At 65.9% G+C, this 19868-nt stretch carries 41 protein-coding genes and 1 tRNA gene; 3 read left to right on the top strand and 39 right to left on the bottom strand.

Annotation, left to right across the window (positions count from 1 at the left end; translation table 11 throughout):
- Positions 1-10: 10 nt before the first annotated feature.
- Entirely contained in the window at positions 11-217 is a 207-nt protein-coding gene (locus L1087_RS02205) for a hypothetical protein (protein WP_234557435.1), read from the bottom strand.
- 78 nt (positions 218-295) lie between these two features.
- Positions 296-829 carry a hypothetical protein gene (locus tag L1087_RS02200; protein WP_234557433.1) on the bottom strand — a complete coding sequence of 178 codons (534 nt, stop codon included), beginning with the start codon at positions 827-829 and terminating at the stop codon, positions 296-298.
- 41 nt (positions 830-870) lie between these two features.
- On the opposite strand from L1087_RS02200, the gene L1087_RS02195 reads away from it, so the two are divergent.
- From L1087_RS02195 to L1087_RS02185, 3 genes are all read left to right on the top strand, one after another.
- The gene (locus L1087_RS02195) at positions 871-1092 is read left to right on the top strand and encodes a DUF1902 domain-containing protein (RefSeq protein WP_038043060.1); all 222 of its coding nucleotides are present in this window, start codon (positions 871-873) and stop codon (positions 1090-1092) included.
- Between the two features lie 5 nt (positions 1093-1097).
- Entirely contained in the window at positions 1098-1292 is a 195-nt protein-coding gene (locus tag L1087_RS02190) for a type II toxin-antitoxin system HicA family toxin (protein ID WP_234554523.1), read from the top strand.
- Positions 1293-1436: 144 nt separating this feature from the next.
- Positions 1437-1518: transfer RNA gene (locus L1087_RS02185), tRNA-Val, on the top strand.
- 68 nt (positions 1519-1586) lie between these two features.
- Here the strand turns inward: L1087_RS02185 and L1087_RS02180 are convergent.
- From L1087_RS02180 to L1087_RS13375, 37 genes are all read right to left on the bottom strand, one after another.
- A complete protein-coding gene (locus L1087_RS02180) occupies positions 1587-2162 on the bottom strand; it encodes a hypothetical protein (protein ID WP_234557431.1) in 576 nt (191 codons plus the stop codon).
- Between the two features lie 30 nt (positions 2163-2192).
- Positions 2193-2453: a hypothetical protein gene (locus tag L1087_RS02175; protein WP_234557429.1), complete on the bottom strand. Its 261-nt coding sequence runs from the start codon at positions 2451-2453 to the stop codon at positions 2193-2195.
- Entirely contained in the window at positions 2450-3157 is a 708-nt protein-coding gene (locus tag L1087_RS02170) for a lytic transglycosylase domain-containing protein (RefSeq protein ID WP_234557427.1), read from the bottom strand. The genes L1087_RS02175 and L1087_RS02170 overlap by 4 nt, the downstream gene beginning before the upstream one ends.
- Positions 3135-3395 carry a hypothetical protein gene (locus tag L1087_RS02165; protein ID WP_234557425.1) on the bottom strand — a complete coding sequence of 87 codons (261 nt, stop codon included), beginning with the start codon at positions 3393-3395 and terminating at the stop codon, positions 3135-3137. The genes L1087_RS02170 and L1087_RS02165 overlap by 23 nt, the downstream gene beginning before the upstream one ends.
- On the bottom strand, positions 3395-4537 hold the full coding sequence (locus L1087_RS02160; RefSeq protein ID WP_234557423.1) for a hypothetical protein: 1143 nt from the start codon (positions 4535-4537) through the stop codon (positions 3395-3397). The genes L1087_RS02165 and L1087_RS02160 overlap by 1 nt, the downstream gene beginning before the upstream one ends.
- 9 nt (positions 4538-4546) lie before the next feature.
- Entirely contained in the window at positions 4547-5629 is a 1083-nt protein-coding gene (locus L1087_RS02155; RefSeq protein ID WP_234557421.1) for a hypothetical protein, read from the bottom strand.
- Positions 5629-6069 (bottom strand): hypothetical protein, encoded by a 441-nt coding sequence (locus L1087_RS02150; protein ID WP_234557419.1) that lies wholly within the window; start codon positions 6067-6069, stop codon positions 5629-5631. The genes L1087_RS02155 and L1087_RS02150 overlap by 1 nt, the downstream gene beginning before the upstream one ends.
- The gene (locus L1087_RS02145; protein ID WP_234557418.1) at positions 6048-6215 is read right to left on the bottom strand and encodes a hypothetical protein; all 168 of its coding nucleotides are present in this window, start codon (positions 6213-6215) and stop codon (positions 6048-6050) included. The genes L1087_RS02150 and L1087_RS02145 overlap by 22 nt, the downstream gene beginning before the upstream one ends.
- Before the next feature lie 13 nt (positions 6216-6228).
- Positions 6229-6357: a hypothetical protein gene (locus L1087_RS13130; protein WP_267964616.1), complete on the bottom strand. Its 129-nt coding sequence runs from the start codon at positions 6355-6357 to the stop codon at positions 6229-6231.
- Positions 6354-6776 (bottom strand): hypothetical protein, encoded by a 423-nt coding sequence (locus L1087_RS02140; protein WP_234557417.1) that lies wholly within the window; start codon positions 6774-6776, stop codon positions 6354-6356. The genes L1087_RS13130 and L1087_RS02140 overlap by 4 nt, the downstream gene beginning before the upstream one ends.
- A 9-nt stretch (positions 6777-6785) precedes the next feature.
- Positions 6786-7232 (bottom strand): hypothetical protein, encoded by a 447-nt coding sequence (locus L1087_RS02135; RefSeq protein ID WP_234557416.1) that lies wholly within the window; start codon positions 7230-7232, stop codon positions 6786-6788.
- Positions 7229-7537, bottom strand: coding sequence for a hypothetical protein (locus L1087_RS02130; RefSeq protein WP_234557415.1), 309 nt, complete (start codon positions 7535-7537; stop codon positions 7229-7231). The genes L1087_RS02135 and L1087_RS02130 overlap by 4 nt, the downstream gene beginning before the upstream one ends.
- A complete protein-coding gene (locus L1087_RS02125) occupies positions 7527-7730 on the bottom strand; it encodes a hypothetical protein (protein WP_234557414.1) in 204 nt (67 codons plus the stop codon). The genes L1087_RS02130 and L1087_RS02125 overlap by 11 nt, the downstream gene beginning before the upstream one ends.
- Positions 7730-8365, bottom strand: coding sequence for a hypothetical protein (locus L1087_RS02120; protein WP_234557413.1), 636 nt, complete (start codon positions 8363-8365; stop codon positions 7730-7732). The genes L1087_RS02125 and L1087_RS02120 overlap by 1 nt, the downstream gene beginning before the upstream one ends.
- A complete protein-coding gene (locus L1087_RS02115; protein WP_234557412.1) occupies positions 8362-8628 on the bottom strand; it encodes a hypothetical protein in 267 nt (88 codons plus the stop codon). Before L1087_RS02115 ends, L1087_RS02120 begins: the two co-directional genes overlap by 4 nt.
- Positions 8629-8640: 12 nt before the next feature.
- A complete protein-coding gene (locus tag L1087_RS02110; protein ID WP_234557411.1) occupies positions 8641-8928 on the bottom strand; it encodes a hypothetical protein in 288 nt (95 codons plus the stop codon).
- A gap of 258 nt (positions 8929-9186) precedes the next feature.
- Positions 9187-10059 carry a hypothetical protein gene (locus tag L1087_RS02105; protein WP_234557410.1) on the bottom strand — a complete coding sequence of 291 codons (873 nt, stop codon included), beginning with the start codon at positions 10057-10059 and terminating at the stop codon, positions 9187-9189.
- Positions 10060-10069: 10 nt separating this feature from the next.
- Positions 10070-10579, bottom strand: a complete 510-nt coding sequence (locus L1087_RS02100) for a hypothetical protein (RefSeq protein ID WP_234557408.1) — start codon at positions 10577-10579, stop codon at positions 10070-10072.
- Between the two features lie 11 nt (positions 10580-10590).
- Complete coding sequence (locus L1087_RS02095; RefSeq protein WP_234557406.1) at positions 10591-11010, bottom strand: hypothetical protein; 420 nt, start codon at positions 11008-11010, stop codon at positions 10591-10593.
- Between the two features lie 163 nt (positions 11011-11173).
- Complete coding sequence (locus L1087_RS02090) at positions 11174-11848, bottom strand: AAA family ATPase (RefSeq protein ID WP_234557404.1); 675 nt, start codon at positions 11846-11848, stop codon at positions 11174-11176.
- On the bottom strand, positions 11849-12043 hold the full coding sequence (locus tag L1087_RS02085) for a hypothetical protein (RefSeq protein ID WP_234557402.1): 195 nt from the start codon (positions 12041-12043) through the stop codon (positions 11849-11851). It abuts the gene before it with no gap.
- Positions 12044-12461: 418 nt separating this feature from the next.
- Entirely contained in the window at positions 12462-12950 is a 489-nt protein-coding gene (locus L1087_RS02080; protein ID WP_234557399.1) for a M23 family metallopeptidase, read from the bottom strand.
- Positions 12951-13014: 64 nt separating this feature from the next.
- Positions 13015-13539 (bottom strand): hypothetical protein, encoded by a 525-nt coding sequence (locus tag L1087_RS02075; RefSeq protein ID WP_234557397.1) that lies wholly within the window; start codon positions 13537-13539, stop codon positions 13015-13017.
- Positions 13454-13873, bottom strand: a complete 420-nt coding sequence (locus L1087_RS02070) for a hypothetical protein (protein WP_234557396.1) — start codon at positions 13871-13873, stop codon at positions 13454-13456. The genes L1087_RS02075 and L1087_RS02070 overlap by 86 nt, the downstream gene beginning before the upstream one ends.
- A gap of 73 nt (positions 13874-13946) precedes the next feature.
- Positions 13947-14516, bottom strand: coding sequence for a hypothetical protein (locus tag L1087_RS02065; protein ID WP_234557394.1), 570 nt, complete (start codon positions 14514-14516; stop codon positions 13947-13949).
- A gap of 161 nt (positions 14517-14677) precedes the next feature.
- A complete protein-coding gene (locus L1087_RS13125) occupies positions 14678-14806 on the bottom strand; it encodes a hypothetical protein (RefSeq protein ID WP_267964615.1) in 129 nt (42 codons plus the stop codon).
- 229 nt (positions 14807-15035) lie between these two features.
- Entirely contained in the window at positions 15036-15500 is a 465-nt protein-coding gene (locus tag L1087_RS02060; protein WP_234557393.1) for a hypothetical protein, read from the bottom strand.
- A gap of 101 nt (positions 15501-15601) precedes the next feature.
- Entirely contained in the window at positions 15602-15898 is a 297-nt protein-coding gene (locus L1087_RS02055; RefSeq protein ID WP_234557391.1) for a JAB domain-containing protein, read from the bottom strand.
- A gap of 34 nt (positions 15899-15932) precedes the next feature.
- Positions 15933-16358 (bottom strand): hypothetical protein, encoded by a 426-nt coding sequence (locus L1087_RS02050; RefSeq protein ID WP_234557390.1) that lies wholly within the window; start codon positions 16356-16358, stop codon positions 15933-15935.
- Positions 16355-16699 carry a hypothetical protein gene (locus tag L1087_RS02045; RefSeq protein WP_234557389.1) on the bottom strand — a complete coding sequence of 115 codons (345 nt, stop codon included), beginning with the start codon at positions 16697-16699 and terminating at the stop codon, positions 16355-16357. Before L1087_RS02045 ends, L1087_RS02050 begins: the two co-directional genes overlap by 4 nt.
- 3 nt (positions 16700-16702) lie before the next feature.
- A complete protein-coding gene (locus L1087_RS02040; RefSeq protein ID WP_234557388.1) occupies positions 16703-17965 on the bottom strand; it encodes a hypothetical protein in 1263 nt (420 codons plus the stop codon).
- Positions 17966-18013: 48 nt separating this feature from the next.
- Positions 18014-18550: a hypothetical protein gene (locus L1087_RS02035; RefSeq protein ID WP_234557387.1), complete on the bottom strand. Its 537-nt coding sequence runs from the start codon at positions 18548-18550 to the stop codon at positions 18014-18016.
- Complete coding sequence (locus L1087_RS02030) at positions 18547-18834, bottom strand: hypothetical protein (RefSeq protein WP_234557386.1); 288 nt, start codon at positions 18832-18834, stop codon at positions 18547-18549. Before L1087_RS02030 ends, L1087_RS02035 begins: the two co-directional genes overlap by 4 nt.
- A gap of 10 nt (positions 18835-18844) precedes the next feature.
- The gene (locus tag L1087_RS02025) at positions 18845-19093 is read right to left on the bottom strand and encodes a hypothetical protein (protein ID WP_234557385.1); all 249 of its coding nucleotides are present in this window, start codon (positions 19091-19093) and stop codon (positions 18845-18847) included.
- On the bottom strand, positions 19090-19302 hold the full coding sequence (locus tag L1087_RS02020; protein ID WP_234557384.1) for a helix-turn-helix domain-containing protein: 213 nt from the start codon (positions 19300-19302) through the stop codon (positions 19090-19092). The genes L1087_RS02025 and L1087_RS02020 overlap by 4 nt, the downstream gene beginning before the upstream one ends.
- 110 nt (positions 19303-19412) lie before the next feature.
- Positions 19413-19613 carry a hypothetical protein gene (locus tag L1087_RS02015; RefSeq protein WP_234557381.1) on the bottom strand — a complete coding sequence of 67 codons (201 nt, stop codon included), beginning with the start codon at positions 19611-19613 and terminating at the stop codon, positions 19413-19415.
- On the bottom strand, positions 19603-19827 hold the full coding sequence (locus L1087_RS13375; RefSeq protein WP_386083142.1) for a helix-turn-helix domain-containing protein: 225 nt from the start codon (positions 19825-19827) through the stop codon (positions 19603-19605). The genes L1087_RS02015 and L1087_RS13375 overlap by 11 nt, the downstream gene beginning before the upstream one ends.
- Positions 19828-19868 lie beyond the last annotated feature (41 nt).

The raw sequence follows: 19868 nt of genomic DNA, 5'->3' as shown, positions 1-19868 counted from the left end.
CGCGGCCCTCCTACCCGCGCCCCCCGCTGGGGGGCTTCAGCTCACCCTCAAGCAGGGCCACGACCACCCGGCGGGGGACTACCAGCTTGCGCCCCAGCTTCAGGCCGTAGGCGCGGGCAAGGCGATAAGCCTCGTCCCGGCCCAAGATTTCCGGTCCTACCACCTCGCGAAGTTGTTTCACCGTCAAAAGATGCGGGAGTTCGTTCAGCTCAATCATGCTTTGCCCCTGGTGCTCCTCGGTTAGCTCGGGGCGCGGCTAACCGGGCCTAAAGCCTTTGGCCGCTACGCCAACGCTTTAGGCCGCACCAGGGGCGTTCTGCTGGGCGACAGTTTTGACCACGAGAAGCTCGGTTTTGAGGGGAGGCCCGCGGCTTTCGCATTCTTGCGTAAACCGCGCGCCGCGCGGTTCTGGACTAAGCCAAGCCAGCACGAGGAGGAATGCCCAGGCCAGCGTGCTGGCGATTATCAGGAGGGCCAGCTTTATGCCCCCTCCCGGATTGAGCAGAAGGCGGATGGCCCCAGGGGCGCTTGCCAGCCGGGCCGGGGGGAGGACGCTGAAGATGCGCTCACCCTCCACCGCGCCGGGCAGGTAGGGGAGGAGCCTCCTCAAGATTTCGCGCTCCCTCCCCCCAAGGCCGGGAAGGAGCTTCCTGGCCCATTGTTCCCGCAAAGCGGCGAAGTCCCCCTTTACCCGCACCACGGTGAAGCGCTCCTCAGGGGAGGGGAGGCCGCGGAAGGCCCTGCTCCAAAGCCGCCAAGCCCACCTAGGCGGTGCAGGGGCAAAAGCCGCCCAGAGAATCACTTCCGGGCTTTGGCGGAAGGGCCGCATCACTTGCATTATACACCGCCCTCGCGCGGTATCATACGGCTATGACCCCCGTACGCGTGCGCGCCTTCTGGGATGAGGAGGCTGGGGTGTGGGTAGCAGAGTCCCCGGATGTGCCCGGGCTTGCAACCGAGGCCCAAGACCTTGATGGCCTCCTCCTCAAGCTCAGGGTGATGGTGCCTGAGCTCCTGGAGGAGAACGGCCTTCCCCTGGCCCTACCCTTGGAGCTCCACCTCGAGGCCCGCCAAGCCCTCACCCCCGCCTAAGGGCTATGGCGGATTACGCCCCCGAGGTCAAGCGCCTTCTCCGGGAGGCGGGTTGTTACTTTGTCCGTCAGGGGAAGGGGGACCACGAAATCTGGTACAGCCCTCTCACCGGGCGCAAGTTCGTGGTAGACGGCAAAATCCTGTCCCGCCATACCGCCAATGGTGTCCTGAAGCAGGCCGGGCTACCCAAGCGGTTCTGACCCCTTCCTTCTTGCAAGGCTACCAGAAAGGGCTTGGAAAGGGACCAGAAAGAGGAGGGCCATTTGGGGGGCTATTGGACCCGAAGCAGGGGGGAAGAGCCCGTGCTATACCGGATGATAGTCATCATGAGGAAGGGCGTTTCCGTGCGGTGCCGGAGGATGCAGAATGGATTTTTTCCGCCTCACACGCGAGAGGCCGCAGGTTCGAGTCCTGCGCCGCCCACCACGTCCAGAACGCAATCCCCCGGGCCTTCTCAAGCCCGGGGGATTGCCCTTTGACACCTATTTGACACCTTAACGCATCTCCGAGGGGGAGGGCCACTTGTAGGCTTTACCCTGGGCAATCCTTAAAAGCTTGTCCCTGGCCTTCCTCAAGCGCTTAAGCCTAGCCTGCCACCTGGTCTTTTCTTTAGGGTTCTTGGGGGGAGCAGCTTCCAGGGCCTTAATCTTCTGGGCCAGGGCCTCCGCCATGTCCCGGGCCTTGCGACGTTCGGCTTCCGAGAGGGCGGCCTGTTTACGCTTTCTGGTGGACGCAGCTTTGCGGCCCAAATCTGAACGCATGGAGCCCTCAAGCTTGAAGGCAAGGGAACGGGAAAGCTCCCTGCGAAGGTCTTTAGCCACTTCTTCCTTCAGGGCTTCCCTAAAAGCCTCGTACTCTTCGCGGGAGATCTCCCCCTTCCTTAGGGCTCTCCTAGCCTCCAGTAGGGCAGGAGAAGAGATGGAGAGGATCCGCACATCCGAAGGTTGTCCCGAGGCATCACAGGTAGCCTGAAAGCGGACCCGCACATCGTCTACCACCCTGGACTCGGGTTTTTGCGGATCGTCGCAAGTGGAGACAAAGCGCCCGGTCTTGGGGTCTCGCCTGCGCACGGTACATACCTTTTGCCCTATCGGCAACATCTAAACCCCCGTGAAGAGATGAGCCGCGATCCACCCGAGGGCCCCAAAGAGAACGGCCATGATGACCCCGGCCCAAATGGGCCTGCGCTCGGCAAACTCCTTGAACTCCTGGGAAAGGGTCTTCCCCCGGGCCCGCACCGAGGCCAGCTCAAAAACCCCCAGGACCACCAGGATGGCCAGCACAAATCCCATCCAGTACCAGAGCCCCGCAGCCCCAAAGACCGCGGCCACCGCCAGGAAGGAGAGGAGAACCCCCATCATACCCTAAGCTCCGAGTACTCCGCCGCCTTGGCCAGGACGGCCTGGACGTAGGCGGGGTTGCGCTTTCCCGAGAGGAAGGCCCCCGGCCCCACGTTGTAGGCGTGAAGAACGTCACACCAGGTAGAGCCGGGAAGGCGGGTCTCCTTCAACCACCGCAGGTACCGGATCCCTGCGGCCACCGCGTACTGAATGCGGGAGGGCGTGGGCATGTTGAGGAGGAGGGTGGGGTCCATGCCCACGGTGCGGAAGGCGCAGGGCTTCACCTGCATGGGGCCAATCTCCGTCCCCGAGGCGCAGTTGGCCCCGTCCTTGCTGAGGCGTAGGGCCTCCGTCACCCGGTCCACGTAAGGGTTAAAGCGGCTTTCCCGCCAGGCCACCGCCACCACCAGGTCCGGGGGGACCCCCATGCCCTCCGCCTGGGCCAACGCGCCGGCCACGATGGCGGCTAGGGAGCGCCCCCCGCAGTCCCCGCAGGACGACCTCAAAGCGGGATTGGCCTCCACAATCCGGGCGTAAATGCGGTCTATAAGGTCCCAGCGCGTTTTGTCCAGTGGAGGGTCGGAAGGAGGGTAGGGGCAGGATGGTGATCCCGAGAACCCTCCCCTGGGCCGTGAAGCCGCGGCGGCCCGCCCCCCGGCCAGGGCCAGGAGGGCCACCCCGCCCAGGCCAAGCCAAAGGAGCTTATCCTTGCCTCCGCTTGGCATCCTCACCTCCCCGGGCGGTGCGGGCAATCCGTTTGCGGCCTCGGTTCAAGGTCAGATAGCCCCCGCCGTAGTACCACGCGAAGGCATTCAGATCTCCGTAAACAGCCCGGGCACCCCGCACCTCCCCGGCCACGTGATGGTGGCTTTCTCGCCCCGAGGGGAAGACCCCAAGGGGCGGCTCGGGGACTCCCACGGGGGAGGGGACAACTAGGGTGCGGGTGCGCCAAGTCGGGATCATCACGGCCCCCAAGTAAGCACCCAGTTGCCGATGAGAAGTTTGTTAAGATTGTCTTTGGTAAACTCCTGGCCAAAATCCAGCACTAGGTTAATGGTGGGGGTGTAATAGTGATAGTTGCTTGTAGTGGCCCGGAGGCAGATGCTTCGGAAGGTGAACACCCATTCCGTGTTGGCTACCAGGACATAGGCGGAACGGCTTCTACCGGACGGTGGAAGGTAGGAAAGCTGTTTAAAGTTCGGGGCGGCATTGCCACCCAGCATTTCCGTGGTGTGGAGATAGGTCAGGGGGGCGGCGTTGGAAGACAAAAACAGGTCGGGAGTATACCCCAATCTGCTTCCTGCGGCAAAAACGGAAAGGGCCAAAAGGTCACCGCGCCGGTCGCCCTCAGAAAAGGAATTGAACGCTATCCCGCCATGGTCTATCGTTATAAAGCCACCCGTATCTGTCCTTGTGCTAAGATGGCCAGTAAGCATAAACTGCCCTGTACGAGTCCCTACCCCGGCAATGTTGACCGTTACCGCCTGTGGCGTAACCGGGGTCAGCGTGATTCGCAGGGTGTAGATGAGCCGCAGGCGCTGGTCAGCATCAAGCGTCAAAACAACGGGGTTTCCGTTCCCGTCGCGGAAAAGCTCACGGCACATCAGGTTGTTCCCGGCGGAAGAAACCGGGGAAAATCCCCATTCAGTCAGGTTCCGCCCCCCCACCTGGGCTTCCGTGAACTCCTTGACCCGGCGTATGTCGTAAACGCCGGGGCTGATATAAAGGACCTGGTCCGACTCGCCGCCCGGTACAGTACCGGTGCGGGCCACTTCATTGACCAGCCCCGTTTGGGTCGGCGCGGGAGCCGTGGAGCCGGTCCCCACAGCGGCGTACCGGTTCAGGGGGACCAGGCCATGCTGGGGGATGAGGCTGTCGTACGCTTGGTTCAGAACAAGGTTGTGTTGCTCAGCTTCAAACTCAGGCACCCAGATTTGCTTGCGCCCCACGCCCCCCGGCCCAACCCGGAACAGCTTTTCCCGGTACCGGCCCACCTGCCAATGCAGGTAGCCGCCTTCCACGCGAGCCCCCATGCGGGGTGGGTTTTCCAGCAACCGAACCTTGGCGCGCAAAATCTGGTCAAGCGTCGTGATGATTCGTCCCATGTTTACCCCCTACGGTCCATAGCTCCACGCCGTGGGTGGGGACATGGCCCCACCCCCGAGGTTCTCGTAACCCGTATTCGTGTAGGGAGGCTGGTCCAAGCGCACCGCCACCACCACGAGCTGGTAGGACCAGGAAAGAGGAGGAGAAGCGCCTACAGAAGCTTGGTCCTGCCCCAAATCCCTGACTATGACGACAGGGGTATAGGTCCAGGCCGATGGTGGAGACAAGCCTGGGGAAAGCGTATCTGTTCCCAGGTCTCTGACCAGGACAATGGGAATGTACGCCCATTCAACTGGGGGCGAAAGCGGAGCCGCCACCCCATCTTCCCCCACATCTCGCACCACAACCACGGGGATAAGGGCCCACTGGTTTGGGGGGGAAAAGACTGTGGGGGCAAGGGGATCTTCCCCCCGCACCGGATAGGGGTCCGTGCGCAGAACCAGCCCCGTGGTGTCCGGATCCCCCTCCAGGCTCCCCAGGACCTCCCCCTGGTAGGGGAGGGCCACGGCCTGGTCCAGGTAGCCGGGGGAAGGTAGGGTTTGGTGGACGTGGGGCGTGGCGTACAGCTCCCGCTGGACCCGCATGATGACCCGGGTGCGGTCCGGGGAGAGGTGGAGGAGAAGCACATCCGAGTCCGGCAGGAAGTACCCCACCTCAAAGTCCCAGATGAGAACCGGGTCCCTCCCCGGGAAGGGCCCCCGCATGGTATAGCCCCCCCGCAGAGGGTCCCACTGGCGGATCCAGATCTCCTCGTCCCGCTCGTAGGCCACCACATGCCGGGCGGCCTGGTCAAAGCACAGGGCCAGGTGGCGGATCTCCTCCACGGGGTGGGGGAGGGGTGGGGCTTCCACCTCCACCCACTCCGCCTCATCCGGAGAACCGATGGGCCAGGGCTCGGAGCCTAAGGCAGTTTTGCGGGCCTGGAAGAGGCGGAAGCGCCGCTGGGCGCGGTCCAGGACCCCCATCCAGGCGTAGCCCAGGAGGGCCTGAAAGGAGTTGTCCGCGGTCTCCCCCATGACCCGGGGGCCCCGGACGATGCGGGCCTCCGGGAAGTAGCCCTTGCCCCGTTTCCCGACCCTGACCGGAAGCATCACTGGAAGAGGACCTGCAGCGTGGTGGGCCCCTCCCCCGCGTCCGCGATCTCCACCCCGTCCACGATGAAGGAGAGGTCCAGGGCCGCCGCGGGCAGGAGAACGTAGGGCCCCACCCGGGAGGAGCCCAGGGTGAACCAGATGCGGGCCTTAGAGTCCCCGATGTTCACCAGGTGGCCCCGGGTGGCGGGCTTCCCGAGGAGCCCCACCAGCTCCAGCCGGTGAGGGGTGTCCCCCGCCGGGATCTGGGCGATGAGGGGGAGGCGGGCGGGATCGTGGCCCGCCACGTCCCGCCGGGGGCGCCCGTACTCGTACTCCAGGGTGCGCTGGATGGCCGCCAGGCGGTCCTCCACGCACGCCAGCCGTTCATCCAGGGCCTTCACCGCGCCCTGGGCCTGGGCGATGAGCTCATCCGGTTTCACGCCCAAGAGGTTGAACACCTAGGACCTCCTTCCGCCGGGGGTTGGGCTGGAGTTCCCCCCGCTACGCTCTGCCGCACCAGGAGGGCCAGGAGGAGCAGGGCCAGGGCGTAGACCGTGAGGAGCCCCAGGCCCACCCCTATGCCCTGCTTGTAGGCCTGCCACAAGGTAGTCCCTCCGCTAGTTGCCGCCGCCATCTCGTCCAAGGAGAGCCCCCAGGATGGCCAGGATGAGGAGAATCCCCAACCAGACCAGGGCCGCGCCCACCACGAAGCCTGCGCCGAGCTGAACGCCGTCTTGGAAGCTCATTTCCCACCTCCAGCCTTCTGCTCCATGCCCGTGGCCCGGATGCGGGCCAGGGCCGCTTCAATCTGCCGCCGGGCGATGTCGCGGGCCAGGCCGGGGGCCATCTCCTGCAGGGCCGCGATGGCCTCCTCCAGCTTGGCCCGGGCGCGCTCCTCGGGGGGGAGACTGGAGCGCCGGTAGCGCTCCTCCACGCTGAGGACGGCCTGCTCCGCCAGCTTGGGCACCCTTTCGGCAAGCCACTTCTCGTAGTTCCCCGCGAGGACGCGCACGATGGCCGCGAGGACCGGCCCCACCACCGGGACCTTCCCGAGGAGGGCCACAAGGGCCCCAGCCAGAAGGGCGATCACCCCCACGGCCAGGGCAGCCTGGAGAAGCCAAACGATCCAAAGGTTTCCGGGCGGGATAAGGTCAGTCCAGGTCATCAGGGCCTCCTAAATGCGGTCCCAAATGGGGAAAACGTCAATGGCGATGGGGTACGGCTCCCTGAAGATGGGCGTAGGTTTGGGGATGAACTCCTCCGGAAGGACGGGTACCGGCTCCAGAATCGGGTCTTCCGGTTTAGGGGAGGGTACCACAGGGGTAGGTTCCGGAAGAGGTTCCCTGAAGATGGGCGTAGGTTTGGGGGTGAAGTCATCCACCACCACCTTGGCCGGCCCCCCGTAGCCCGCACAGGCCTGCTCCGCGCTGCAGCCGGAGCGGGTGGAGCCGTCCGCGCAAGCCCAGGCCGCCATGCAGGTGATGAGGCCGGAACCGGTGGAGGGTGCGGAGGTGGAGGCCTGCTGAGAGGCTTTCCCCTGAGCCGGTTTCTCACGGGAGAGCAGGTAGACCCCCACCCCCACCGCCCCTACCCCAGCCACCGCCCACCAGATCCACTTCACGCTTCGCCTCCTCCGGGGATGGGCACCAGCGGGCGGCAGAGGCTGGGGAAGGCCGCGCAGGGGTTCACGAAGGAGCCCAGGCCGAAGCCGGGCAGCCCCCCGTTCTGGTAGCCGGGGTCCCAAACCGGCACGGGATAAACCGGGTAGGGGACGGGGTAGTACTCCGGGTTGTCCCCAGTTCCGGAAGGGGGCGGAGCCTCATCCGGAGAGGCTTCCCCCTTTGCCCCCGTGCCCCCCAAGGCCTTCCAGCCGAGGTAGGCTAAACCGCCCAGAAGGGCGATGAGGACCAGCGTCTTAGCGTCCACTTTCCACCTCCTTTTCCTTCCTCCTGGCCCTAGCCTGGGCCCGGGCGAGCTCCGCCTGCAGGGCCAGGTGCTCCTCAATCCGCTTGAGGGAGGCCTTCATCTCCTGGAGATCGCCGAAGACCAGCCGGAGGAAGGCCAGGAAGGCCACCACCCCCAGGCCCTTGTCCACGGCGTCCAGGAAGCCCCAGTCCATCAGCAAACCACCCCCTCAGCGGCCAGCTTGTTGAGCTGCTGGCGGACGGCCTCCAGCTGGGACTGGTAGTCCGCCAGCTTCTCCTTCAGGGCGGCGTATTCCCGGTGGGCCTGGTCCACCGCCCGGGAGTCCTCAAAATCAAACAGGTTCCCCGGCCTCGGCCCCTCCCCCTTGACGTAGCTCATGCAGGCGCTGTAGTTGCCGTTTAGAGCAGGGGAGCAGATGCCAAAGAAGCACGCCTCCCGCTGAGCGTAGCTCCAGCAGTTTTTGTCCGCGCTGGACCCCTTGGCCACCAGGGCGTCCATTTTCTTCTGTGTGTCCTGGATGAGGGTTTCCAGGTTGGCCTTCTTCTGCTGGTACTCCGCGCAGAGCTGCCCCTTGGTGATGGTGGGAGTAGAGGGGGGAGGAGCGGGGTAAACGGGCGCAGGGGCAGGATACGCGGGGGCCGCGGACTGAGGTTGAGCGGGGGCGTACGCCGGGGGCAGCACCGGGGACGAAGCCGGGGGCTGGACCGGCGCGGCGTAGGGGTTGGGCACCTGGGCCCGCTCGGGGCTGGTGAGGCGAAGGGCCACCAGGGCCCCCACCCCCACCGCGCCAAGGGCCGCGACGCCTAACAGGACCTCTCCCGTGTTCATGCGAACCTCCAGATGAGCACCACCAGCACCAGGGCGATGGCCAGGGCAATGCCGATGACCATCGTGGCCCTAGCCTGGTTGGCGGCAGCAGCGGCGCGAAGGCGGGCCTCCTCCTCCCGCAGGCGGGCTTCCAGCTCGGCCTGGCGCATGGCGGCCTCTACCGCCTTGCGCTGGTTCTCCAGGGCCTGGCGCTCTTCCTCCGTGACGATCCAGTCATCCAGGAGGCCACCTATGGAGCCGATCCCCGCGAGGAGTCCCGCCACCACTTCCATGTCTCACTCCCGGAGCAGCAGGAAAAGGATCAGGACCAGGGCTGCTCCCCCCACCACCCAGGCCCAGGTGGGCACCGCGGGCTGGGGCTGGACCTGGATGGAGGCCAGGCGCGCCTTCTCGGCTTCCGCCTGAGCCTTGGCCCGCTCCAGCTCCAGCTGCATGCGCTCTTGCTCCGTGAGGATGTAGGGGTCCAGCAGGGAGTTGAGCGCACCTAGGCCACCCAGGATCTGCTGCCAGAGAGGGGGCTCAGATCCGCCCGCCCCCACGCCGGACGTGCTCAAGTCGTACATTTTTGTCCCCCCTGTGCTACCTCCTAACGGTGACTGGTAGCTGTTGGCGATGGAAAACCCAGAGCCAGCAGAGGAGCCTCCGGTGGATGCCTGGTAGCTGTTGCCCAAAGAGAAGTCAAGGTCCCTGGGAAAGTACTGGTTGCTACCGTAACTATTGCTTAGGGAAAAAGTACCCCCGCTGGACCCAAGGCTGGTCGATCCCCCTCCTCCGGAGAAGGAACCATCATCCAACTGAGCTTCCAGCCCCATGCCGCCTCCTTATAGCCCCGCCCGGTTCTCCAGCTCCGCCAGGCGATTCAGCTGCCCCTTGTCCAAGACCTGGACCCTGCGGGCCAGGGCGGCGATGTGGACGTAGTGGCCCGCCCGGTCGTTCCAGACCATCGGCACCTGAGCGGTGCGCACCTCCAGGACCAGCCGCGTCCCCGGCACCAGCTCCACCTGCTGCGGCCAGGCCAGCATGGTCTCCAGGTTGTTCTGGTCAATGCTGTGCATGGTGGAGAAGGACTGGTTGAAGACGGTGGCTACGCTGTCGTCAATCCCGCCCGCGTCCCGGGCCACCCGGAAACGGAACTGGCCGTCCGCGTGGGTGTAGTAGATCTCAATGTTGCTGCTGGTGGGCACGCCCGCGGGCTCGGTAAAGGTCACCTGGCCCGCCGCGTAGTCCACGTTGGTGATGGTGAGCCTTTGCCACACCCCGCCCACCTGAGCCCAGACCTGCACGTCGGGGTGGTAGGTGGAGGGCAGGGTGGGGGCGCCCTGGGCGCTCTGCACCAGGTAGGGCAGGGCCACGGTGCGGGCCTGGGGCGAGGCCAGGTTCTGACCGGGCACCGTCTTCTGCCCCTTCAGGTAGATGCGCAGGCGCTTCTCCCCCGCCAGGATGCGGAAGTGGGCGGTCTCGGGGGTGCGCATCTGGGCCAGGGCGAACCACTCGTTGGAGCGGTAGGGCAGGCCGGTGCTCTCCAGATCCTCCCCGTCAATCCAGGCGAAGGCCCAATCCCCCATCTGCACCGCCGCCGGAGCGGGGCGGGCGGGAGGGGCCGCCTGGGCCCGGGGTGCCTCCACCCGGGGGAGGTCCCGGAAGCGGTCCAGGCCGCCCTGAAGGGCCTTCCTGAGGTTGTCCAGAATGGCCATGCTCCCCTCCTTAAATGGTGGAGTTGTCCACGCCCACCGGCAGCTCAATGCGGGTGCGGGCGTCGGCCAGGTTGGGGGTGGCGCTGGACTCCACGTAGATCTCCAGGATGTCCCCCTCCCGGAAGGCAAAGCCTTGAGGGGCCACGCCGCCCTTGGCCGGGCTCAAGGTGGCCAGGATGTTCTGGTAGTACTTGGCGTCCCGCTGCTGGGCCTCAGTGAGGTCGTAGTAGCTGGCGTACTGGACCTTGCCCAGGAACTCAGGGGCGTCAAAGCCCCGGGTCTTGCGGGCCAGGAACACGTCCGTGTCGTGAGGGAGCTGGTTACCCGCAGAGTCGTAGAGCTTGAGCACCACGGGCAAGGGGTTGGGGATGACCCACGAAGCCCCTTGCGGGACCACAAACTCCGCCACCTTCACCCGCTGCCTGCCGGTGTAGTCGCGATAATCGGGGCCCCCCTTGATCAGGGTAATGGGACGGGCCCCAGGCCGAAGCGCCTTGATGCGGTTAAAAGCCTCCTGCATCTTTCCTCCTCCTAGTCAATGGCCAGCAGGGTCATCACCAGGTTGGCGAACGACCCCGCGGCAACGCCCAAGCCGATGTAGTCCACCATAGGGTCCTCGGTTAGCCGGTTGTTGATGAGGAGCGTCCCGAGGAGGACCCCGCCCAGGTTCAAGAGAAGCCGGTTGGTGTAGGCGTTGGGCACCTCTTTGGAGGTGTCCGGCTTGCCGTCCGGGCCCACGGCGTAGTAGTGCACCTTCCCATCCGGCCCCTTGCTGGCCCAGCCGAAAAGGTCGCGCCGGCTGGTGTAGAGCGCCTTCCGGAACATGTACGCCCCCAGCACCCCTAGGGAGGTGGCCACCACAATGGGGTTCTGGATCACCTCCAGCGGATTGGATGTACTGGCCAGCTTCTGCATGTCCCGGCCTGCCTGGATTGCCGCCTGATCCGCCATCTATCCCTCCTTGCTGCCCTGAGCGTGGGGCGGTGGAAAGGGAAAGAGCAAGAACAAGGGGGCGGTGCGTGGCGACGGTGCGGGGCGGCAGGCCGGGGCGCACCAAAGTGCATCCCGGCAGGCCGCTTTGACCTGCCGGGGCGTACTCTTTCCGTTCTAGACGCTACAGCCGCACCCAGATCCTACGCCTGGGGTCCCGTGGATCCCGCAGGACCAGGCCCCCCTCCTCCCGGTCCAGGTCCTTGACCCCGTACTCCGGGGGTAGGCCAGCATCCGGACGGGCCAGGGTGCGGACCCTCTCCCCGAGTTCGGGGAAGTGCTCCGAGACCGCCCGCACGTCGTTGGGCTCGGTTACCCGGAAGGTCACCAGGTGAGAAGCCTGCTTGCGCACGCCGGGGTCTATCCCCCCGGTGAGGCCCTGGAGCATCTGGGTCACGAAGATGGCGTTGTGGCCCATCTCCCTTCCCCCCGTCAGGACCTCAAACAGCCCCTTGGGCACCGCCCCCCGGGGAAAGAAGTGGTAGGCCTCGTCCACCACCAGGAGGACGTCCCGTTGGCGCATGATCTCCGCCCCCAGGGCGTCCAGGAAGGGGCGGGGGTCGTAGCCCGTGACGTGGAAGAAGACCCTGCGGTGACGCCGGAGGGCGGGGCCAGGGTCCCCCTCCTCCCGCACCCGGAAGCGGACCTCACAGAGCTCGGAGAACTCCGTTTTGCGGTTGACGATGACGAGCTTCCGGAAGCGCCCCTCCATGCGAAGCAAAACCTGACGGGCCAGGGTGGACTTCCCCGAGCCCGTCTTTCCCACGATGAGGATGCGGAAGGTCTGCCTACCGGCCATCTAGCCCCGGTACGCCCGCCACACCTCCCACGCCGCCCAGGCGGCCAGGGCGAAGGCCACCACGGCCTGGGCGGTCTCGCACTTGGGGCAACCTTGCCCCTCCCGCAGGTTCTTCACCCTGCCGAGGCCGAGGTAAACCCCCCCGGCCAGGACGGCGAGGGGGAAGGCGTTTGCTTTTAAAAAATCAGCGTTCATCGCCACCTCCTTTTCCTCCTTTGAGGCCTCTTCTCACTCTTCCCACTCTTCCCAAACAGCCGGTTTAAAAGGGAAGCGCGCTCCCTCCAGTTGACCCAAAAAATCACCTTGCGGTTCCCTACCTTGAGAACCCGGCTCCAGCGGTTCCATCCCCTAGGAGGTTCCCCTATCCGGGCCTTTTCGCGGCTAACCCCCCGGTTCCCTATTTGGAGCGGCCTGGGGGCATCGTACCCCCAGACGACGTAAAAAGGCCCAATGCCCGCCTGGTCCTTCAACTCGTAGGGGATGGCCTCGGCAAAGGTGTACTCTACCCTGGCGTCCTGAGCCGCCTCTTCCGCCCTGGCCTTGCAAAGGGCAAGCCCTTTCAGGGCATCCCCTTTAGAAGGGCAGGAGAAGGCTTTGACGAAGAACTTGGGCATCAGACCCTCCACCGCTCCGGCCACTCCATCCGGCCTGCCAAGGCCTGGCGCTGGAGAAAGGCCCACGGGTCGGTGTAGTGCGCCAGCAGGCGGTCTCGGTCGTGACCGGGCCAGTCATCCCAACGCTCCGGACGCCGGATGAGGATGTCCAAGTGGAGGTGGGCGGTTAGGCGGTTGTCGTACCCCTTCCCCACCGTGCCGATCACCTGGCCGGCCTGGACCACGTCGCAGCGCCGGACGTAGATGTCCTTCAGGTGCGCGTATCGCGCCCAGATGCCGGGGCCGGGATGCCAAATCACTACGATGTTGCCCCACATGGGAGGCACGTTCCGCAGGACCGCCTCCACCCGGCCATCGGTAATGGCGTGCACCGGTTGCCCGTAGTCGGAGTCCCCCCCAAAAGGCCCGTTGAGGTCTACCCCCGTGTGCAAGCCCATCTCGCTTGGGTAGTTGGGGTCCATGAACCCCGCGTCGGGTCGGGGCTTCATGGGGTTTAGCGGCCAGAAGTACCGGCCTGAGCGGGGGATTTCCGCTTCGGGGCATGGCTTTGGTTCACGCCTGGGCCGGTGGAGCATCAGCACCCCCAACAGGAGCAGGAGGAGCACTCCGAGCCCGAACTTCCTGGACCGCACGCATGCCTCCGTAGGCGCTCATGGCCAGCACCCCCGCCCCCAGGAGGATCCGGAGCCAGGGGGGAAGGGCCTCCAGGCCCCCCTGAAGGGGCAGGCGGTTCTTCCCGATGCCGTAGGCCGCCAGGGCCTCCCCCACCTTGAGGGCGTCCAGCACCGGGGCCGGGGGGAGCATGGGCAGGACACCCCCCTGGAAGGCCCGGGTGAAGGCCTCCACCTCCTCCTGGGACTGGAGCCGGAGGCCCAGGATGAGGATCCAGGTGGCCCCCTGAACCAAATCGGCTCCGGTGAAGGGCTCTATGGGCGGGGGCTCGGGGGGGAGGTCAGAGAAGGGGACCTCCTCCCCCAGGTCCTGAAAGCCGTCAGTAGATGACGGGGCCGGACCCGCCGGAAACGGCAGGACCTCCGGCTCCGCCTCCGCAGTTCCCACAGGGGGCTGGGCCTGCACCGGTGCCTCCTTTCATGCCTAGGGCCGCCGCCGCCACCACCAGGGCCGCGCCCAGAAGGGCCACGGCGTACCCCGAGAGGGTAGGTTTAGCCTGGGCAGGGGCGGGCTTTGGGTTCTTGGCCTCCTCAACGCTTTTCTTTCCCTTCACCTCCGGCCCGGGATTCCCGCGGGATCCCGCGGATACCCCCACCTCGGGCTGGGACTCCACCGCCCGGGTCAGGACGGGGTCCAGCTCCCCCTCCCGCAAGGGGACGGCCTCCACCTCACGGGGGGCCTCCGGTGGGGGCATCTCCACCTTCTCCGCCAAAAGGTTCTCGGGAAGCCTCAGGGTCATGGCCTACCTCCGGCTCTTTACCTCCGGCTCTTCCGGGTCTTGCGCTTGCGGGTCTTCCTGCGCTTGGGCATGTTCACCTCCTCCTTCTCGGCCACACGGCCAGGGCCAGGACACCCAGGCCGAGGGCCGCCACCCCTACCCCGGTACCCGCCACGGCCACGGTACGGGCGGGCTCGGGGACCAGCTGGACCGTCTCCTTAATGGCCGCCACGATGCGGAAGGTCAGGTACAGGACCGCCACCACCGCCGCCGCGGAGAGGAGGGCGGGAAGGGCCGGCAGGAAGGCCGGCTGGATGAGGTCTTCGTAGCCCCCGCCCCAGCTCATGGGCTGGGGGCAGTAGCGGGACCCGCACCCCGACCCGCCGTAGGAGGGGGGCACGGCCCAGGGGTCCAGGGTGGGCCCGGAGGAACCGGAGCCCGAAGGGGAAGACGTGACCTGGAGGCGGATCACCAGGTCCCCGCCCCTCTTACCCCAGTCCAGGACCCTCACCCCGGAGCCGTACTTGGCCTGGAGCGCCCTCTCCAAATCTGCCCGGGTAACCCGGGAAGCGTCCCCGCTCCGGTGGGCGGCCACGATCTCGTAGGTGCCCGGGCCCAGGGGTTTCTCCGGGTCCACGGGCACGCGCCGGTAGGTGGTGGCCATGCCCTCAGGCTCGGGAAGGGTGGGGGGAGAATCAAGCTCGGCAGGAAGGTGCAAGGCGAAGGTGCAGGTGGACCTGCCCACCTGCCGGTGCAAGGCGGCCTAAAGGGTCAAAGCGGCAGGCCGCCGCGCCGGTGCAAAGCGGCTTTTCGCCCTTGGGGACGCTAAAGCGCTTCTTCTATTCTCCTTTGGATTTCCCTCTTGGGGGGTTGGCTTTCGTATTCCGCGTGGGTGTAGGCCATGAGGAGAGCAATCCTGCGCTGCTCCTCTTGGACCAGCGCGAGGACGCGCATCTCCCCGCTGGCGCCTCTAGTACCCGGGGGATTTAGGTAAACCTTGTGAAGGCGGGTCCCTTCAGGAAGCGAAAAACCTTGCATGGGAGGCGCACTAACCGGCAAGCCGGTAGCCCCCCAGTTCAGGTATAGGGATGAAAGGTAGTCGGCAAACTCAATCCGCTGCCGATCGGACTTGTAAAGGCTCTTCGCCAGCCTTTTTAGGTCTTTGAGGAAGCCCTCGGCCTTTTCAATCGTCCAGGATGGCGGAGCGGAGCTCATCCAGGGTCAAGGGGGAGGTTTTTCCTTCCAAGGCCTCCTGCAAGGCCTGGGAAACCCTTTCCCGGAAAGCGGGGTTCTCTCCCTCCACGCGGTCCAGGACCGCCCGGGCAAAGTCCAGGGCCGCCTGGGAAAACTCCGCCAGGTCCTGGAGGGTGATTTGCCCCTTCATAGCTGCCCAGGCCAACTGAAGGGACACCGGAATGGCCTTAAGCCGGGTGAGCAAATCCTTGGGGGGCTCGATCAGCCTGTAGGCTAAGCCCTTCAGGACCTCCTGCCCTTCCGGAGGAAGCTCAACCCACTTCTCGCGGACAAACTCCTCCAGTTCCCGGAAAAGCCTTGGCCCCTCCTTGACCAACGAAGGGACAGGGGGTAGTGCTCCCGCGCTCTCCTTCCGGAGGAGCTTTGCTTTCTCAATAGCCACGGTAGCCGTCATGGTGCCCCCTTATGGGGCTTACCCCTTTCCCTTCCCTACCGTAGGGGGTCAGACCACGTTTGCACAAGCCGCTAGATGTTGATTGGATGTGCGGCAGGGCACTACATCTTGGGCCTCGGCTGGTGCAGCCTCCGGATGAGCTCCACCAGGGCCGCCAGCTTGCCGATCACCCCCCGCCCCACCCCGGGAAGGGCCTCCAGGTCCCGGATGTCCCAGCCGTGGATGTTGCGGATGTCCCCCTCCAGGGCCTGGGCGATGGACCGGGCCGCCTGGAGGTTGCCCAGAAGGGCGTAGAGGAGGGCTTCCAGGGGCTGGCGCTCCAGGGGAATGGGGTTCCTTTTCCGGGAAGCCAAGTCCAACAGGCGGCGTGAAGGGCGTCCTTTGCGCAGCTCTTCCATTTGCTCCCACTCTACCACGTATCGCCTCCAGGTGTCAGGGGATTTCCACCCCTGGGCACGCGTCTAGGCCCACCTGCACCTCCCCCATGCCAGGACGGGGTAGTACGAGGCGGCAGGTCAAACCGGAGCAAGCGTCTTCCACACGGGCTTGGTACGTCCCGCCGGGCCACTTCGCCCAAATCCGGGAGGCCTCCCCCTCGTAGCTCAAGACCACCTCCGCCCCGGAGCGGCCCAGGGACGTGATTCGTGCGCCGCAGCCTGCCGCTTCGCCCAAAAGTTCAATCCGCACTTCCGGGCTCCCGGACGGGGTTTGTTCGCCGTGCACCGCCGGGACGGCAGGCCGGGGTGCACTGTAGGGTTCCTCCTGCACCGGCGTGGCGGCAGGCCGGGAGGGCTGAAGGGCGAAGTAGAGGGCGATCCCCACCAGGCCCACCAGGCTGATCAGGGTGTTCCGGGTCATGCCACTCCCTCCTCTCCCTCGGGCACCACGATGGCCACAAGATACTTCCTCGGGCCCCACTTGCGGGGGAGTTTACCCTGGGCCTCGGTGATCTCCAGGGTGCGGCCCAGGTTTAGCGCCCTGAGGATGACCTCCATCTCCTGAAGGTACTCCTTCCCGTTGGGGCGCCTCAGGTAGACGATGTACCCGTAGCCGTCCCACTTCAGCCCCACCTGGACCCCGTCCGCCTCAGAGGTGCGGATGAGGGTCCAAACAGGTTTCCCCGGTTTGGCCCGGGCGTTCTCCGGTAGGCCGGAAAGGACCAGCTTCAAGCCTTCGGGGTTCATCCGGTCCAGCCGCATGGTTCACCCCACCCGGTACGCCGCGAAGGGGGCCACCAGGTCAAAGAAGCCTTCCCGCTTGAGGAGGTGCTGGGCGTAGGCCCCCGGGGAGCGGGCAAAGCCGTCCTGCCGGGCCTCCTGGGCGATGGAGACCACCCGGAAGAGGACCCGCAAAACCCCTTCCCCGCCCCCGTAGGCGATGACCCGCAGGGCGGCCCACACCATCCGGAGCCAGAAGGCCATGCTCTTCTGGTCCCCGAGGGCCCGGGCGATGGCCGAGGCCACCTCCTGGGCCCAGGAGCGCCGCCCTTCCCGGCTTCCCGGGATGGAGGCGGCCCGGAGGAGGGCCCGGAGGTCCCTTGCCGCCCGAGTGTCGGGATATAAAGGTAACGGGGTTTTCTCCCTTTGGAAGGCGGGTAACGGCCCCCCTACTAAGATCTGGAGAGTTAAGCCATTCCCTAACTGATGGAGTCTTTTATATCCCGACACTGTGTCGGAGTTCGCATTCGCCGTCCGCTCGGTGCGCTTTTCCTTGCGGTCCTGGGCGAGATTCCGCCAGGGGAGGGTCAGGTAGGGGGCCAGGACCCGGATCTTCCGCCCCTCCTTCCGCCGCACGGGCTTGACGCGAACCCGCCAGACCGTGCCCCCCCGGACCGCGTGGGGCTTCCCAATCCCCTCCCCCGAGGTCATCCAGGTCTCCCAGGCAATCCAGTCCTGGGCCACCCTGCGGTAGGGCTCGTAGCGGTCGTCGTTGAGCCAGCGCTCCAGGGTGCGGGTGGAGACCTCCAGCATCGCGGCCAGTTCCCACTGGGCCAGGAAGACCGCTGCTTCCCGTTCAGGTACGTGGCGGGCCCCCTCCCGGAGTGCGAAGGCCACAAGGAGGCGCACCAGGGGCTGGAGGGGACCCAGGGCCTCCCAGTCCCCGGCCTTGCGGATGAGGTCTTCCGCCTTGGCCAGGAGGTCCCGCCACTCAAAGAGGCGCACCTCGGCCCAGGTCAGGTCCTGGGCGGGCTTTTCCTGGAGGCTTTCCGCCTCCTTAAGGGCCTCTGCCGGGCCTGCCGGGGGTAGGGGGGTAGGATGAGCCGCCGGAGGAGGGGGAGGGGCCTTCTCGGCCTTTTGGGGCCGGGGGTTTTCCTCGTCCTGGTGGGCCTCCTCGTCATGGGGGCTCCTTTTCTGCTGGCCTTCCTGCTTGGCCCTGAGGGCTTCGTAGGTCCGCATCAGGGCCTCGGCCATCCCAGGGTTTGTTTGCCGGATGGCCTCAATCTTGGCTTGGAGTTCCGCGTCCATGTTTCCTCCGGAAGGGAAGCCCCGGGGGGATGGCCCCCGGGGCAGGGGTTAGCTCTTCAGCAGCACGCCGAGGTCTGAAGGGAGCTCGTCAAACACGGAGGGGGGACCCTCAAGGAGCTTCTTCACCGCGAAGATGCGGGTTTGGGGCTTATGCCAACCGTTGGCCTTCAGGCCGCCCTCAACGGAGACGTAGATGTACCCGTTGGGAGGGATGATGGGGGCGAAGGCCTTCAGCACCAGCCGGGCTTTCTCCCGGGCGGCCCTGATGGAGCCCTTGCCCCCCGGTACGGTTGCGGACCAGTAGGCCCCCCAAAAAACGGGAGAGGGGAGGATCTGCCACGCCGTTTCGGGGGTGCGGGCGTAGGTTGAGGAGCGGAGCCGCACATGGGCCCGGTCCCCGAGCTCGGGGGAGAAGACATTGATCCAGAGGATCATGCTGACCGGGCTGCTGGGGGAAAGTTCCATCGTGTAGTAGCTGAGCTCAAAGGAGGTCTTGTACCCCCGCTCGCGAAGAGCCCGCACCAACCCGGCCACGTTAGGAGCCTCTCCCAGATGGAAAGTCCGGTCGGGGGTTTGCACCGTCACACCCCCACCTCCCCGAGAAGGGCCTGGACGGCCTGGTCGGGCTCGGGGAAGGGTCCCACCTCGGCCACCAGGCGGAGGCCGGAGTCAAAAAGGCCCTCGTCCAGGTAGGAAGCCCGGGCCCAGAACCAGTACTCCCCGTCCCGGGGGCCGATCTCCCGCCGGAGGGAGACGATGTAGCCCGCCCGGGCCAGGCGGCGCATACCGGCCTTCCACCTGGGCATGACCCGCACGTGCTGGATGCCCTGGGCCCGCTCTTCAGCCTCTATGCGCTCCATGTCCAGCATCCCCCACCCCCTAGGGCACCTCGTACCCCCGCATGCGGTGCGGGTGGTTCAGGGTCCGGATGGCCTCCTCCTCCTGGCCCTCCTCCAGAAGCACCACGGCCAGGTGGAAGGCCGCCGCGTGCCGCAGGAGGTCCTGGGCCAGGGCCACGCTCACCTCCCCGGACTCCAGGAGCTCCCGGGCCGCCTTGGAGAAGCGCCCGCCGATCTCAAACGCCCGCCCAGCCAGAATCTTGGCCGCCCTGCCCTGCACTTCCGTCATGGCCTCACCTCCCTACGCCGGGGCACGTCGTAGGACTCCCAGGGGTCCGGCGTGTTGAGCCACTCCATGAAGAGGACCTTGGGGATGGCGATCCGCCGCCCGATGCGCTTGTGGGGGATGCGCCCAGCGCGTACCAGCTCGTAGACCGTGTCCTTTGAGACCCCCAGCAACTTTGCCACCTCGTCCACCCGGTACACCGGCTTGTCCATGCCTCACCTCCCCACCGCGGGGGCGTTGGCCAAGGCCCAAAGGAGGATGAGCCCGAGGAGAACGCCCCCCACGGCGTCTAAACCCCAACGCCACCAGAACCCTTCCCGCTTCACCTTCCACCTCCCCACGCCGCCAGGGCGGCCAGGTAGGCCAGGAGGATCCCGGCCACCCCGGCGATAAACGAAACAACCGCAAGCACGACAGGGCCGGGCTTAAGGCCGCGGCCCTGCAGGTAGAGGAGCAGGGTAGAGAGGGCCAGGAAGACCCCGAGGAGATAGGTCGCCAGGATGGGGGCCCAGTCAGGAATCATGGGGAACCTCCTCAGCCGCTACATGTAGCAACTCATCGGGGGAAACAGAAAGAGCATCCGCCAAAGCCAAAAGGGTTTTTAAACTGGGCTGTTTAAGCCCCATCTCCAAGGCGGAAATGAATGTTTGAGAAACCCCCACTTTTTGAGCTAACTTGGTTTGGCTTAGGCCCCGCTTGAGCCTTAGCTCCCTTAGCTTCTGGCCCACTCCGGTCATCGTCACCCATTGTGACTACTACTTAAGGTTTTGTCAATACC

The organism is Thermus tengchongensis, assembly GCF_021462405.1.
In the GTDB taxonomy this organism is placed as follows: domain Bacteria; phylum Deinococcota; class Deinococci; order Deinococcales; family Thermaceae; genus Thermus; species Thermus tengchongensis.
Note: the sequence above shows the minus strand (reverse complement) of the source record. Positions and strands in the feature narration are given on the sequence as shown.